General features: G+C 59.9%; 10 protein-coding genes and 1 tRNA gene. 2 read left to right on the top strand and 9 right to left on the bottom strand.

The features are described 5' to 3' along the window. Positions 1 to 156: 156 nt before the first annotated feature. Genes C0R46_RS20515 through C0R46_RS20500 form a run of 4 tightly spaced genes read right to left on the bottom strand, consistent with a single transcriptional unit; the run spans position 157 to position 7,414 of the window. Positions 157 to 1,614, bottom strand: a complete 1,458-nt coding sequence (locus tag C0R46_RS20515) for a class I SAM-dependent DNA methyltransferase (RefSeq protein WP_102961541.1) — start codon at positions 1,612 to 1,614, stop codon at positions 157 to 159. Positions 1,615 to 1,623: 9 nt separating this feature from the next. Then, complete coding sequence (locus C0R46_RS20510; RefSeq protein WP_198598427.1) at positions 1,624 to 3,303, bottom strand: DUF262 domain-containing protein; 1,680 nt, start codon at positions 3,301 to 3,303, stop codon at positions 1,624 to 1,626. After that, a complete protein-coding gene (locus C0R46_RS20505) occupies positions 3,300 to 4,766 on the bottom strand; it encodes a restriction endonuclease subunit S (protein ID WP_198598426.1) in 1,467 nt (488 codons plus the stop codon). The genes C0R46_RS20510 and C0R46_RS20505 overlap by 4 nt, the downstream gene beginning before the upstream one ends. A gap of 8 nt (positions 4,767 to 4,774) precedes the next feature. After that, positions 4,775 to 7,414 (bottom strand): type I restriction endonuclease subunit R, encoded by a 2,640-nt coding sequence (locus C0R46_RS20500; RefSeq protein ID WP_245413706.1) that lies wholly within the window; start codon positions 7,412 to 7,414, stop codon positions 4,775 to 4,777. A gap of 254 nt (positions 7,415 to 7,668) precedes the next feature. Here C0R46_RS20500 and C0R46_RS20495 point away from each other — a divergent pair, with 254 nt between their 5' ends. Next, positions 7,669 to 8,634, top strand: coding sequence for a COG2958 family protein (locus tag C0R46_RS20495; protein WP_102961537.1), 966 nt, complete (start codon positions 7,669 to 7,671; stop codon positions 8,632 to 8,634). A gap of 59 nt (positions 8,635 to 8,693) precedes the next feature. On the opposite strand, the gene C0R46_RS20490 is transcribed toward C0R46_RS20495, so the two are convergent. The 4 genes from C0R46_RS20490 to C0R46_RS20475 form a co-directional block, all read right to left on the bottom strand. Continuing rightward, positions 8,694 to 10,145, bottom strand: a complete 1,452-nt coding sequence (locus C0R46_RS20490; RefSeq protein WP_102961536.1) for an SNF2-related protein — start codon at positions 10,143 to 10,145, stop codon at positions 8,694 to 8,696. Positions 10,146 to 10,391: 246 nt separating this feature from the next. Beyond that, positions 10,392 to 11,108 (bottom strand): NYN domain-containing protein, encoded by a 717-nt coding sequence (locus C0R46_RS20485; RefSeq protein WP_102961535.1) that lies wholly within the window; start codon positions 11,106 to 11,108, stop codon positions 10,392 to 10,394. Positions 11,109 to 12,342: 1,234 nt separating this feature from the next. Further along, complete coding sequence (locus C0R46_RS20480) at positions 12,343 to 13,353, bottom strand: site-specific integrase (protein ID WP_102961534.1); 1,011 nt, start codon at positions 13,351 to 13,353, stop codon at positions 12,343 to 12,345. 69 nt (positions 13,354 to 13,422) lie between these two features. After that, positions 13,423 to 13,800 carry a hypothetical protein gene (locus tag C0R46_RS20475; RefSeq protein ID WP_102961533.1) on the bottom strand — a complete coding sequence of 126 codons (378 nt, stop codon included), beginning with the start codon at positions 13,798 to 13,800 and terminating at the stop codon, positions 13,423 to 13,425. A gap of 323 nt (positions 13,801 to 14,123) precedes the next feature. Between C0R46_RS20475 and C0R46_RS20470 the strand changes: the two genes are divergently transcribed. Beyond that, on the top strand, positions 14,124 to 15,236 hold the full coding sequence (locus C0R46_RS20470; RefSeq protein WP_102961532.1) for a hypothetical protein: 1,113 nt from the start codon (positions 14,124 to 14,126) through the stop codon (positions 15,234 to 15,236). 129 nt (positions 15,237 to 15,365) lie between these two features. Here C0R46_RS20470 and C0R46_RS20465 read toward each other — a convergent pair. Then, positions 15,366 to 15,455 (bottom strand) — tRNA-Ser (locus tag C0R46_RS20465). Positions 15,456 to 15,457: the final 2 nt, after the last annotated feature.

Genomic DNA, 15,457 nt, shown 5'->3' with positions numbered 1-15,457 from the left:
GCGGGGCCGTCTGCATCCTGCCATGGCATGGTCGGCGCCTTCTGGGCGCGCGGCTCTCATATCAAAGGGATGCGCGCGCGCAGAAATAAGCACCGGCTAAGCGCGCCGCTCACGTGCCGCATGATTTCGCCGCTGAAGGACCATTTGTCTCCATAGCTACTGAGGTTCTGATACGCCGAGCGCCTTCGCCACCCCGCGAAACTTCTCCAGCGCTCGTTCAAGGCTGTCGACGACCTCGGCCGCCACTTCGTCCGGCGGCGGCAGGAGAGCGGGATCTTCGAGAGAGTCGTCCTTGAGCCAGAACAGGTCAAGATTGACCTTATCGCGCGCGAGAAGGGTCTCAACCGGATAAGCTTTGAGGCGTTCACTCTCGTGACGATTATGCCGATTCTCGGACTGGTATCTTGTGACGAAGTCGTCGAGGTCGACGCGGGTAAGCGGACGCTCTTTCAGTGTAAAGCGCTTGTTGGTGCGCAGGTCGTAGACCCAGAGCACCTCCGTTGCGGCGGCGTCCGATGGAGGCTTCTTGTCGAAGAACAGGACGTTCGCCTTCACGCCCTGCTTATAGAAGATGCCGGTCGGCAGGCGCAGAAGCGTGTGAAAGTCGAAGCTCTTCGGGAGCCTGTGCCGAACGGTCTCGCCGGCACCGCCTTCGAACAGCACGTTGTCCGGCAAAACCACCGCGGCTCTCCCGTCTGGCGCGAGCACGGACATGATGTGCTGGAGGAAGTTGAGCTGCTTGTTAGACGTCGTGACGAAGAAGTCCGGCCGATCATAATCCTCGCGCTCGGTGTCGATCTCGCCATCCGCACCGATAATCCGAAAGCTTTGCTTCTTGCCAAAGGGCGGATTGGCGAGAACGATGTCGTAAGTTTTGACGCCTGCTCCGAGCAGCGCGTCCTTCTGCTCGACAATCGAGTCGACGCCGGTGATGCCATGAAGATAGAGGTTCATCGCTGCCAGGCGCACGACCTCCGGCACGATGTCGATACCCGAGAACTTGTCCTTTAGCTTAGAATAAACCGCCTTGTTTCGCGCCTCAGGGCGCCGTTTCATGTGCTCCCAGGCAGCGAGGAGGAAGCCACCCGTCCCGCAGGCAGGATCATGAATCGTCTTAGTAGGCGCCGGATCGACGACCTCAACCATGGCGTCGATTACCGCTCGCGGTGTAAAGTATTGGCCAGCGCCAGATTTCACGTCCTCGGCGTTGCGAGCAAGGAGGCCTTCATAGATGTCGCCTTTGACATCGACTGAGAGGCCGAGCCACGTCTCGCCATCAATCAGGCCGACAAGACGCTTTAGCTTGGCCGGGTCCTGGATCTCGTTCTGCGCTTTGAGAAAGATCGTGCCAATAATGCCGCTCTGCTTGGAAAGCTTCTCCAGCAGCTTTGTATAGGCGATGCCAAGCTGCTCGCCCGACAGATCTCTGATGTCCAACCATCGATAGCCGTCAGGAAGCATCGAGGCCTCGCCGATCAGGCTCACCCGCTCGTCATCCATCTTGAGGAAGAGCAGATAGGAGATTTGGCTGATATAGGCTTGGTATGAAATGCCTTGATCGCGCAGCACATGCGCAAAGCCCCAGACCTTGGCAACGATCGATTGAGATTTCATTTTCGAGACTTATTTCAAGCGCCAAAGTGTTTCAATCGCATCGGTTAGATCGGTCTGACGCTTCTGAAGTGTGCCTTTTGTCCAAGCGCTCTCGGAGAGCACAGTGCTGGTCAATGCAAAATTAGCAATACCTGATTTTGTTGAAAAATATTTCTGCTTCTTTTCAGCGAAATCATAGTTGCTTGCCTGCGAGTTCTTACGATGGGTCAATAGCACTAGGTTCGCAAGCTTATGGACCCATCTCGCCCGTTCGTCTTCGTCCGGAAAGTCTTGAAGCCATTGACTCCCTGTCCGCGGGTTCTGCGGCAGGACGTGCTCGACGCTGATAATGGGCGTGTCGTAGACGGCGCTGCCGCCGGACAGTAGTTCGTCCAGGCGCAAAAGTAGCGGGAGCCTGATCCGCGTCACCGTATAGATGTCGCCAGAAAGCGCTGCGCGAACAGCGCGCTTATCGTCGTTCGTCAATTGTAGCGGCGAAGCATCGGCGAAGACATCTTCGCCGGCCTGGATCGCGGTGAGCAGTCGGCCATAGCGGCGAATGCGCTCAGAGGCGTCGCTGCGCATGAGGAACATGCCATAGGCGAGACGTTCGAGATCGCAGAGGAAACGCAGGATGAAGTCGGGATCACTGCGCTGGCGGGCGACGACCTCAATCGCTGCAGGCTGCCAATCGAAGTTGTCGAGCCTGGAGAGGTGGGTGAGCTGGCGATTGATTGCATCGGCATTCTTGTAGCTTTGAAATGCCCGGTCGGTAATCTCTTCGTAGGCGTCGGCATAGGGGGTGAGTTCATCGTCGATGAAGTTTGCCGGCTGCAGACGGGTATGCACGTGTTCGTGGAACTCGGCGATAAGGGTCCCCTGCATCTTCTGTTTGCGATGAATCGTTCGGATGTGACCGAAGAGCTCGGCGAAGCGCAGGCGCCCTAGCGCATCCTCCAGATCCTCCCACTTCTGCGTATAGGCATCCTGCAGGTGGGGCGACAGCGCGCCGATAATTTCTGCCTTGAAGATGTCGGACGGGGATAGATCGAGGCCGCGGGAATTCATGACGGAAAATACTCGGAAGGCCGATTCCGGGTCCGAGGCTGAGACGACGACCAGATAGCATCGCTGCGCGAGATACATAGTCAGCCGACGCCGCTCATCCTCCGACAGGGCCTGCAGCTTCTCCCGCAAGAACGCGGCGTTCTCGACCATCCGGGCCGGGGCATCCTTGAATTGCCGCCAGTCTGGCAAGCCGTTCGTGGCGCCGATCGTCTGGATCGATTTCCGAAAGAAGTCTACGTGACGCTTGCCCGTCGTAAGTCGGAAGACGTCCGCCGTATCTTTGATCGGGTCGCCGGCCTGGCAGACATAGCCGTGTATGGCCGCCCCGATCTTCGAGTCGGAAAGATCGCGCAGCACGGCGAGCAGGATTGTCAGCGTCGTTAGCCGCTGCTGCCCGTCGACAACATCCGCTTCCGGGTCCTGCGGATCCTTTATCAAGACGATGCTGCCGAGAAAATAGGGGCTGGCGTCGGCGACGGCGCCGCTATGGCCGCAGGCGGTGCGGATGTCATCCAAGAGCTCGCTCGCCTGCTCGGTCGTCCAGGCATAAGGACGCTGGTAGGAGGGGATGCGAAAAAGATACTTGTCGCAGAAGATGTCGAGGATCGGCTTCTCGGAAGCCTCGATGGTGTGGCGCGTCATGCTTTTCGCTTGGCTCCGGTCTTGGATTTGCGTCCGCGCCGCCATGTGGAGGGTTTTGGGTGATCGCGCGTGATGCGGTCGAGAAGCGTGGAAGCCGGCTCGTCGTTAGGGTTTTGGGGCAAGAGCTTGCCTTCGAAGGCAAACTTCAAGACGGCCTGACGAAGGCGTGCAGCGTTCGTCTCCTCTGATCCAATTGATTCTAGCGTTTCGTCTATGACATCGAGTGAATCCTTGATCACACGCAGGATTAGAGCGATTTCTGAAAGTGGTCCGACAGGGACGGGCAACGCCTCGATCTTGCTGATGCTCAGCGTATGAAGTCCTGACGTTGATGCGGCAACTGCTTGAATTGCCTGGCGTCCATGTGGAGCCAGAAGCCAGTTGAGAGACCACTCGGATAGCGGTTGCCGAACAAAACGGGCCTTGATGATGTGGTTCTGGTGCACGCAACCCTGGATCTCCTCGCGCCAAAGCGCGCATCGGCCGATTTGATCAATACTGCCATTTCCCTCAACAATCAGAAGGTCATCGCGCCGTAGAGAGGCTCGCTTTCGATCATCAGAGGTGACGCCGATCTTTTTCATTTCTGAAAGATCGAGGCTGCCTGCCTGAACGTTTGCAACTCTCAAGTAGGGAGCTCGATCCGACATCTTCTCGCGGGCAGGGTTCTTCGTAAGTCCGCCTATGACATCTGCGATGTCTCGGATAGTGCTCCATGCCCAATTACTAGGTAATTCTGGCAGATCCAGCACTTCGAGCGGCCGAGCATTCATCGCGCGCTTGCGTCGCGCGCTCTTCAATTTTCCGGCAGACCGTTCCGCCCTGATCTGCTTAAGGAGATCGCGACCCGTTTCAGCTGGCATGTTCGTTTCGCGCCATTCGCGAGTCAGCTCTCCTGTCACGGCGGCCTTCAGCAGCGAACGCCGCAAGACCTCCAGCCCGATTTTGGCTTCGTGCAGGCTCGCTTCCCCTTCTGCGATCTCGGCAAACAAGGCATCGATCCGCTCGGCTATCCGGCGCTGTTCGGCGAGAGGAGGAACGGGAATTTTCTGCACATCGTATATGTCTCGACTTAGACTTGGGATCGCTGTCGATTGATCTAGTTGTTCAAGTTTTCTATACGTAAGATACCAATATCCATAGCGTAAATGAACTGCGGGTGTTCCGGCTGTGTAGTATGCTGTGTCGATGGGCCATGATGGCCTTTCGGAGATAAAAACGGACCCTGCCGAACCCTTTCTTCCCACAATGATACAACGCGCGGGGGCAAGGGCTTCCTCATGCGACCCCACGACCCCGCTAGAGCCTATTACCGGAAAGCTTCCGCACGAACTGCGCGATCGTTCAGGGAGTGCTTTTCCGTAGTTCAACGGCAGGACCGTTCGGAGATCTGTCCAGCACCAACCGGTGGGCAGGCCCGACGCCCCATCCGCCGCGAGGTGGGGATGCGCCTCGACTTCCATTGGGTCCATTACGCGACCAGCACTTCCGTCAGTTCATAGAGCAGGCTAGGCAACCCCGCGCCGAACAGCGCGCGCGCGCGGATGAGCCCCCCGCGAGCGGCAAATTCCGGCGCCTCCATCACATCCTCCGGCCGGATCTCGATGTTGACCGCCAGATGGTCGCGAATTGCGGAAAGCCAGGCCCGCTGCTCCTCACTATAGCTGCGTCCTGCCTTCGCTTCGCGGCCAAGCCAGAGATTGAAGCGGCCGGCGACGAGAGACGAGAGCGGTTCGAGCGATTGCGTTTCGCCGAGGGCATAACGCACGAGCATAACGATGTCTGCCAGCGTTCCCGCCGCATTGCCCCGAACGGCGTCTGCGTCAAGGCGCTTGTAGGCCCGCCAGATGTCGACCGGTTCCAGCAGCCAAGGCGGACGCCTCAGTGCATCGCGCAGTTCGTTCACCGCCTCATAGCTCAGGCGCTTCTGGGCGTATGGGCGATGGTAGAGGATCTTAAGCGCGATCAGCGCGTCGCTCTTCTCCTCCAGGAATTGCCGAAAGCGAGCGACCGCGTCGCTGGCCCGCTGCTCGTCCCAGCCGGAGGAAACGATGGAATCCACCGAAACTGTGTCGATGCGGATATCGGCGGCAGCCTTCGCTTCCTTCAGGAGATTGCGCAACTTCGGATCGTCAAACAGCATGGCCGCGCGATCGTTAGCCACGTAGCGAAGATCCTGCCGCTCCTGATCCGTGGCTTCCTTGGTGAGATGAGCCAGCGTGTCCGGATCGATCGCGTCAAGCATGCGACCGGCGAGATCCGTCAGACTCAGGCCGCCTGTCGCCGCAACGATTGCGGCGTGGTCTCTCTCGCTGACACGCCGATTCAGCGAGGACAAGCGGGCGGCTAAGGTTGCGAAGGAATCGTCGTCGCGCCGGCCGGCCGCGATCTCGTCGATCAGCTTGTCGAAGGAGACCGAGCGCCTGCGTTCGAGCGGCTCCGCAATGGTCTTAAGGCTCTCGGAGACACCAACCGCGTCGATCAGCACGAAGCGGGTCTTCGCTCTCGCATCGGGTGTGACCTGGCGCAGCTTTTCTGGGTTGATCGTTCGCGCTCCGCGGCCCTTCATCTGCTCGAAATAGAGCTCGGATCGGACATCGCGCAGGAAGATCAGCACCTCGATCGGCTTCACGTCGGTGCCGGTCGCGATCATGTCGACCGTCACTGCTATACGCGGGTTGTAGTCGTTGCGAAACGCTCGGATCAGCTGCTCGGGATCAGCTCTGTCGATCTTGTAAGTGATCTTCTTGGCAAAATCGTCGCCCTTGCTGAAGACCTCACGAACGAGTGCGACGATTTCCTCGGCGTGGTGATCATCCTTGGCGAAGATCAGGGTTTTCGGCACGTCCTTTCGATCGGGGAATAGTTCGCTGAACAAGGAATCCCGAAACGTTTCCAGCACGGTGCGGATCTGGTTCGGCACGACGACCGTGCGATCGAGCTGGCGCGCCGTATAGGCGAAATCCTCCGTCAGCGTCTCGTAGCGCTCGGCCCGCGTGCGCTTATCGCGCACGGGGAGATCATATCCGGCTTCGACGACAGATCCCCGCTCGCCGATCTCCGTTCGAATGCGGAAGATTTCGAAGTCGACGTTGACGCCGTCGGCGACCGAGCGCTCATAAGGATATTGCGCCACCAGATTTCGGCCGAAGAAGCCGAGCGTATGAAGCGAAGGCGTGGCCGTCAGCCCAACGACGAAGCCGTCGAAATATTCGAGCACCTGCCGCCAGGTGCCGTAGATCGAGCGATGGCATTCGTCGGTGATGACGAGGTCGAAACTCTCGATCGGCATCGCAGGATTGTAGGAGACGAGGCGCTCCTGTTCTCTTCCCACAGCTTCGAAGGCGGATGCTTCTTCGTCCTCTTCGGCGAGTTCGCTTCCGGTCAGCGCCGCATAGACCCGCTGGATGGTGGAGACGACCACCTGCGCATTGTTGTCGAGGCCGGCCGAGCCCAGCTTCTGGACATTGTAGATTTCGGAGAAGGAGCGCCCGGTGCCGGGGGGCCTATAGGCGAGATACTCGTCCCGCGCCTGACGGACGAGATTAGCTCGGTCGGCCAGGAAGAGAATGCGCTTGAAGCCTGCATGTGCAAGCAAGCGATAGCTCAATGTCGCAGCCGCAAAGGTCTTGCCCGCGCCTGTCGCCATCTGAACCAGGGCGCGGGGCTGGTTCGTCGCAAGGGAGTCCTCAAGGCTGGTCACCGCGTCGATCTGACAGTCGCGCAGGCCATCTTTGACCAACTCCGGCATGTGCTGGAGGCGCGCGCGGATGGTCTTCGCTTCGCGTAACCAGAGCCCGAGCGTCTCAGGCCTGTGAAAGGCGAAGACGCGGCGCGATGAAGCGTCAGGGTCGGCGTGATCCCGAAACAGGATCTCGGTCCCGGAGGCGACGTATTCGAAACGGACTTGGCTTTCCTCGCGGATGAGATGCCCCGGCATGTCGTGGATGTAGCGGGCAGCTTGATCCGAGAACCCGGACAGCGTCGCCCCCTCGGCCTTGGCTTCGACAACGCCGCAAAGCCGCCGGCCAACAAACAGGGCATAGTCAACGGGGCCGGAAGCCGTCTGGAACTCGCGGACGGCGACGCCCTGACCTGCACCGAGGTTCATCTCCGATCGCGATTGCACAAGCCACCCGCTCGCTATCAACTGCCGATCGATCTTCGACCGTGCTTGATCCTCTGGATGGAAGGGGTTGTGGTTCATCCGCGAACATTACCCAGGGCTGTTTGGCTTGGGAAGCGATCAAGCTGCCCTTACGAGCTGTAACTGACTACCGATAGCGCGAATGACCCTGTGATTCCGAGCGTGAGCATGGCACGCTCGGAGCTACATCCAAACGACGAGACCTACGACTAGCTAATATGTCTGGCCCCACTCTTCAGCTCACCAAAACAGTTCCGGAAATACTTAAAGAGTTCCCTGATCGGCGTCTGAAGGCGCGCGAGCTGGCTGAATTAATTTTCGAGCGATTTCCTGATGTGTGCGAAGCCAAGAAGGCGAAGAGTGCCGCCTTGCATTCGGATGCGGATCTGATCCAGCAGATCGTTGCAGAGATCAGTGCCCTTCGTCCAGCTATTCAGAGGAAGTATCCGCAGGTTCGTGTTACGGAGGGGCGTCCCCGCGATTTCTATTGGTCAGATAAGAGCCCTGAGACGGAAGTCGCCGAGGCTAACGCGGCGTCATTGGACGCAATATTGCCGCTTGCAAACTTAGAATCGCTTAAATCGGATGGCGAAATAGTTTCGGAGCACAGTCTCTACCCGCTATTGGGTGATTATCTTGCAACAGAATTCTCCGTAGATCTTATGCGAATCGATGAGCATCGGTCCTCCAATAAGCGCGGGCCGAATGGCAACAGATGGCTTTATCCCGACGTGGTCGGAATTGAAGATCTCACACGAGGTTGGGACAGAGAGCTCAAGGAGTGCATTAGTCAGACTGGAGACCCGCGGGCTCGGCTCTGGTCAGCCGAGGTTAAGCGCCTTATAAATAGATCAAATGTCCGAGAGGCATATTTCCAAGCTGTCTCGAACTCAACGTGGTCGAACTACGCATATCTTGTCGCGTCTAGTATCGAGGGGGTGGATACAATGCAAGAGCTTCGGATGTTATATGCTCTTCATGGCGTTGGCCTTATCCAGCTCAATGAGAGAAATCCATCGGAAAGCCAGGTGCTCATACCGGCGCGCGAGAGGCTAATTATCGACTGGACTACCTGCGACCGGCTCGTCAAAGAAAACGCAGATTTTAAAGAGTTCATTAAGAGGGTGCGTCACTTCTATCAGACGGGGGATCGTCAGTCTGGTTGGGCGCTTCGCAGCAACTAAGGGGAGCTGACCGGCCGTCTGTAAGTCAGTTATCGAAGCTGCTTGCACAACACTGTCGACTACAACGGGTTTAGCTGCTGTCGCGCAGCAAGCTGCAGCTCTCGGGCGATGGCCTCCAGCAGCGCCGTGTCGTCGCCGGCCATGCCGTCCATCACTGCCATGCGGGCGATGACGATGCCGGCGATCGTTTCCTCGATCGTGCCCTCGGCATAGGTGTAGTAGATCACCGCGCGCTGACCGTCGCGATGACAGCGTCCTTCGATCTGCTGCAGCTGGATCGCGCTGTGACGCATGTCGTGGACGACGAGCGAGCGCTCCCGATCCCCGCCGGCCATCTCGCCCTGGTGCAGCGAGATCGATTCCGTGACGGTGAAGATCACCACGTCCAGCTGCGCGGTCTGGAAGGCGATCCGGGTCGTCTCGTTGGCGTCACCCGCCTGCTCGCCATTGATCTCGCCGACGCGCCAGCCGTGGCCGCGCAGCGCTTCGGCAAGCATCGCGCTCGTCTCCAGAAAGGCGACCGAGATCGCCACCTGCTGACCATTGTCGAGGAGATCGTCGGCGAAGTCCGTCGTGCCCTTCACGCGGATGAGGCTGGCCTTCTGGCGAAAGCGCAGGTCCGCGGCCCAGCCGGTCGGGCGCCGCGTCGATCCGCCGGCAAGGCCGAGCTCACGGCGGAACTCGCGCCACGTTGCGTCGTAAAGGCGTTGCGCCGGGAGATCGAGCGCTGTGGGCGCGAGCTCCCGCTGCACTTCCGGCCAGCCGGCGATCTCTTCGGGCCGACGCCGCAGGCCGATGGCGTTCTCGCCCTTGTAGAGCAGCGCCGCCATGACCTGCTGGTCCCCCTCGTTCGGCTCCCAGCTCCAGTTCTTCCAGCGGCCCTTCGGCCGGCCGATCTTCAGCCTCTTCATCAGCGCCCGGAACTCGTCCATGTTGCCGGTCGAACCGCTCGAGGCGAGGGCGAGGAGCTTGCCGAGATAGGACAGTTCGTGCGGCGATTGCCCGGCCGTGGCGCTCATGTAGATCGTGAACGCGGCGGCCGCCGCGAGATGACGGCAGACCTGGCCCTGCTGCGAGGCGGGATTGCGGATGCGGTGGCTCTCGTCGATCACCACCAGCGGCCAGTGCCGCTTGAGGGTGCCGAGTTTGGCAAGCTCGTTGTTCTTGGCGCGCGTCGAACGCTTGTTGCTGACGGCTGGCGCCGCCATCAGCGACTTCGTGCGCTCGAAGTTGATGATCGTGATGGCCTTGCCGGTCGCCGGAGAGCCGGCGATCGTGCGTCGCCACTGCGGGATCGCACCCTTCGGGCAGACGATCAGCACCTCAGGGTCCGGCATGGCCGCGATGGCGGACCACGCCGACAGCGTCTTGCCGAGCCCGGTGAGATCGCCGAGCAGAAAACCGGGCCGCCCACGCTGCCGTGCCGCAAGGATGGCGTCGCGGGCTTGAAGCTGGTGAGGGCGTGGGACGAACACGGGTTCTGAGGTTAGGGTCACTTCCGTGCTCGGCATGGGGTCACAAGCGTTCCGGCCGAGATCAAGCGCAGCATATGCTCTGGTTGACTCAAGGATGCTCGCTGGCGCGCTTCATCAGGCAATTCGCTAACAACCTACCTCAATCCTCAGATGCGCGGTGGTGAGTCTCTATAATGGCGAGGGCGTGTTGGCCTGAAGATGCCGCCAGCTTGGCGTGCTGCCAATGGCATTCGGCAGCCGCTGATCACGGGCGTGGCGTTGTCGCTGATAGAGGGAAGGTCATCACCCCTGCTTCACCCGAACGCGCAGATGACGTCCGTCCGATCCATCGAGCTCGAGTGTCTTGATCTTGCGGACGAGGTCGCTCAGTTTCTTGAAGCCGTATGTGCGCGGGTCGAAGTCGGGAGCGATGTTCGAAAGCTGGCTCCCGAGATGGCCGAGGGTGATCCATCCATCCTCGCTCTCGATGTCGGCGATGATGCGATTGAGGATGCGGCTCGCATGAGCCAGCGAGGCGAGGGGCTTCCCCTGTCCCTCGTTTGTTGCCGGAGCCTCCGGCAGAAGGTTCTCAGTGTAGATGAAACGGCGGCAGGCTTGCCGGAAGCTCTCGGGCGTCTTCTGCTCGCCGAAGCCGTAAACGTCTATACCCTGCTCGCGGATACGTGCGGCCAGTCGCGTGAAGTCGCTGTCTGACGAGACAAGGCAGAAGCCATCAAAGCGGCCACTGTGCATGAGGTCCATCGCATCGATCACCAGCGTGATGTCGGATGCGTTCTTCCCCGTGGTGTAGGCGAACTGCTGCTGCGGAATGATGGCGTAGCGCGACAGCACGTCCGCCCAGGCCTTCGACCGAGAGCTGGAGAAGTCCCCATAGATCCGGCGGACGCTGGCTTCTCCGATCTTGGCGATTTCCTCGAAGAGGCCATCCGCGATCTTTGCAGAGGCGTTGTCGGCATCGATCAGCACCGCGAGGCGTGGCGAGCGCTTCTCGATATCCAAGGCTCTCTCCTCGTAAGGCGGCTGTGTTGATCCCATGCTGCTGTATCTGATGTATCCTTGGCTGACGAGGCTTGGGTCCGCCGGCCGCCCTTCACCGTGGAAGACCGGATCGGGAATGCCGCAACGACGCGAGCACAGCGCCGGGCCATGTGTCTGGAACTATTTCGATGCTTGGAGGCCCAGAATACCTACACCTCCGACTTAATGGCTGGAGCAAAATCGCCGCCGAAAAGGCTAATCGTTAAGTTTCGTTAAGTCAGAAATAACGAAAAGCGGCTCAAAAGGGCTATTTCTGACGTGCGGTGACTTAACGGCGTTAAGTCGGAGGACCGGTTCCGTTAAGCCGAAGCAGGCAGACACCCGGAGCAGGGCTCACCTCTATAAGGCGTCAATCTAGGACTTCGCTTCAGAGGGCTGGCAGAGAGTGATACCTTTCCTCGGAGCGATCGGCCTCTGTGATCTTGCAGCAGGCAGTTCGTCTTCTACTGGCTACTTCGCATAAGCAAGCGGTAAGGGCCTAAACACCCTCGGCTTCGCCTCGGGGAAACCTCGCTTCGCTCGGTTTCTCGATCTGATTGCTTGCTTAGTAGTTCAAGCCTTGCATCATCTGCAGGCATAAGGAGTTTGATGTCCCTGCGGAGGTCTGGGACTTTCCCCCTGTAGAACAACAGAGGCGACAGGCCTGCCGTGTCCTACAAGGGGCTTCGTCCTGCGTTTGGCAGGGGTATGGAAGAGGCTAGGCTAGTCAAGCCGGCGCGGTGGAGATCATTCCCGCCCCGTAACCTCCGAAACCCGATCTTTCGATCATCTCGGTCGCTACCGCCGAAGCGGTAGTTCTTCACACGCGGCTCTCATCACTCGACCGACGTGTGTTCAGCGATGTGGTTGCCGGCCTTCCGGCTTTTCACAGAGCGCTGTCTTTTGGCTGTATTTCTAGGGCTGACACCCTACGGCACACACTGCAAGCGGGCGTCCGATGTTCTCCATCGGGGAGCGAGCGCTGCAATTCTCCGGTCGGCTTTAGCTGGCCTGATGGGGACGGTCATGTTCCCGTCCACCCTTCTCACGATGCTAATATGGTTCGGCAGGGGCTGACAAAGCCCCTGCCGCATGACCCATCTGTGTGCCTGCGTAGTATAGCGCACGAGAGCCAACGTTGCTCCAAAAACTTTTCCGCCACTGCAGATCGACCTGCGGTCGAGGTTGCTGGTGCAAGGCGGAATACCGCCGTCGATCAGCCGACTCGACTGACGAGATCCTCGGCATCGAGATGAGCATACCGCTTCAACATCCGCAGCTCCTTGTGGCCGCTGATCGTAGATACCTCTACGACGTTGAGGCCACGCTCAAAGAGGCGGCTGACGGCCTCGTGACGTAGATCGTGGAGGCGCAGGCCCTCGACGCCTGCCCGTGCGCACAAACGCCGCCAAGCCTGCTCCAGCGCGCCGGGAGAGATCGGGAAGACCTTCGCCTCGGACCTAGATGTATCGACATCTATTGGTGCATCTACCAAGAGTGAGCGCAGCGCCTCGACGGCTCGTGTCGTCAGCGGCACCTGCCTAGCGGTGCCGTTCTTTGTAAGGCCCAAGGACGCGATCCGGCGGTCCAGGGCTACGTCCCTCCATCGAAGCCCCAAAAGCTCGCCACGGCGCATTCCTGACTCGCTGGCGACCACTATGAGCGAATGGAGGCACGGTGTGCGTCCAGTCTCGCAGGCGGCGAGCAGGCGCTGCTCCTCGTCACCGTGCAGGCGGCGCTCTCGGGCATTGTTGACCTGCGGACGGCGGATGACTTTGGCGTGGTTGCGTGCGAGCGGGTAGCTCCAGTCCCGGATCGCCACCTCAAGGACGTGGCTCAGGATCGCGATCTCGCGGAGCACGGTCGCGGGACTGACGGTCAACAGACGCTCGTCGCGATATGAGCTGAAGTCCGAAGCGGCGAGGCCGATCAGCGTCCGGTGTGCAATGTCGTGCCGGAGGAGCACGTCGATGCGCTGGCTCTCCTGCACGCAGCCACGCTTCTTCGGCGTGACTTCCGCCTGATAGCGCAGGAGGAGATCGTGCAGCGTCGTCGTCTCGAGGATCTTCGTATCTGGCGCAGAACCAAATCGGTCGACCTGGGCCTCCAGCTCTCGCGCCCAGCGCTCGGCCTCGGACTTGCTGTCAAAGGACTTCGCCCGCGGCTTCATCCCCCGACGACGGACCTGTGCCTGCCAGCGGCCCCTCAGCTTACGAACCGTCGCCATTGCAATCTCCGGTGGTTGCCATTGAGATTGCGTAGGAGGCCGGCACAGCGGTGCCAAGGATAATCCCGGCTACTGACAGAGGGAGTCGGCGAGAAGCTCCCCAACGGGCATGTAGAAACCTCCAATCACACCGGCGATCAGCTTGCCGTCCTGAAGCTGCAGAGTGCTCCAGTAGCTCTGCTTTCCGTCGTTGATGCGAGGCGACCCGATTGGCAGAATGGGGCCACAGGCCACGCCCATCTCGCCCTCATGGCGTGGCAAGCGAAGCCGCTCCACTGTCAGATGATGGTTGTCCGCGTCCAAGAGCCAGCGCGGTGCCGCCTGGTTGATGACGAACTCGGCTTCGGCCCGCGTGAATAGGTCAGCGTGGGCGCCAGGCATCGTTGAGGCGAGGGCGATCGCTGCAGTGAGGAGGGGCTTTGTGAAGGCGCGAAGAGAGAAGGGCACCTCGGGCTCCAGAAAGAGAATACAACCGCAGCGCGATGCTTCTGCCTAGGATGCCGGCTGATCGATGCCAAGGATGCTTTCCCCTCGACCAAGAAGAGTCATCTCCCTGCATTTGAACGGATGAAATTCGGCGGGCGCCAGTCGGACACGTGGGACAAGCTCGGATGATCCTAATAGCCGAGCGTCCTTGTGCTTGTGCTACAGGCGGGGGCACGGCAGCTTTCCGTGAGCAGGACCGGGTAGTGCGGCCCAAGAATGGTGCGCAGCGAGGACGTTTGTTAAGCCGTAATGCGGGTAGCAAGTAGCGGCTTCGAGGTGCACGGATGGCTCAAGGTATCCTCTACATGGTCGATCAGGCCGGAGGGTTGCGTAGAATGAAGCCCTCGGCGCCCGAAAACGAGGACCGGATGCAGATGCTCGTCGCGCGGTATCCGGAACTTATCACTGACGGCGACGGGGACCTTCTGCTCATCAAACGTGAGCAGGCGATCTCGGATGCCGAAGGCGGCTACGGTCGGTGGTCACTCGACCACCTCTTAGTTACGCGCGACGCTATTCCGGTGCTGGTTGAGTTGAAGCGCGCGGTCGACACGCGACTAAGACGCGAGGTCGTCGGCCAGATGCTCGACTATGCCGCGAACGCGACAGCTTACTGGCAAGCTGGTCGTGTTGCAGAGAGCTTCGAACAGACGGCGCGGCTTGAAGGGAACAATGCTGAGCAACTGCTCTCAGAATTCATTGGCGAGCGCGACGCTGCCGAGTTCTGGGATCAGGTGGACGCGAACTTTACGGCCGGACGGATCAAGCTCGTGTTTGTAGCAGATGAGATTCCGCGCGAATTGGCACGCGTAGTCGAATTTCTGAACGAGCAGATGCGAGCCGACGTCCGAGCGGTGGAGCTGCGATGGTTCGCTGATGACAGCGGTGTGGAGACACTTAGCCCCCGTATCATAGGGGAGACGGAACGCGCCGCAGCAACCAAGCGCCAGTCTCGAACCCTCGAGCCGCTGACCGTCGACGGTTGGATTAAGCAGCACATTGCACCTATGGGAGAGATTGCGGCGGCAGGCGCACAGGGGTTCACTCGGTGCGTAGAGGAGGTTGGTGGCGAGGTGCTGGTCGCGAGACAGCAAGGATCCGTCATCGCAAGCACGCGGAGCGACGACGGCAGGCCGATCTATCTCATGCACCTTTGGCCGAGCAGAAGCGGAATCTCCTTCTCTCTGCGTTGGCTATACAAACGTCCGTCGCTCGCGGACGAAGGTGTTCGTCAGGGCTTACTCGACGCATTGAAGGACGTGGTAGGGACGCTGACGACGGAGAACCTTAGGGGCTTCCCGTCCTTCCAACCCGGCGTTCTCGCTGACCAAACTGTCCAGAGGAAGTTTGTAGTTTGGCTCCGGGACGCCTTTGAGATTGCCCGGCGCGCCGTCTGAGCAGAACGCGCAAAATCCTCATCGTGCCGCGGTCGTGGCTCATTGCGCGCCGGCACGCTCGGAGCGATGCAGCCTAGCTGGCGTTCAGCGGCTTCCGGCAGGTTAAATCTCTGATCGGAATCATGATCTTGGCGGAGAGGGGGGGATTCGAACCCCCGATACGGTTGCCCGTATGCCGCATTTCGAGTGCGGTGCATTCAACCACTCTGCCACCTCTCCGG

It is taken from the genome of Mangrovicella endophytica (genome assembly GCF_002893625.1).
Classification (GTDB): domain Bacteria; phylum Pseudomonadota; class Alphaproteobacteria; order Rhizobiales; family Rhizobiaceae; genus Mangrovicella; species Mangrovicella endophytica.
Note: the sequence above shows the minus strand (reverse complement) of the source record. Positions and strands in the feature narration are given on the sequence as shown.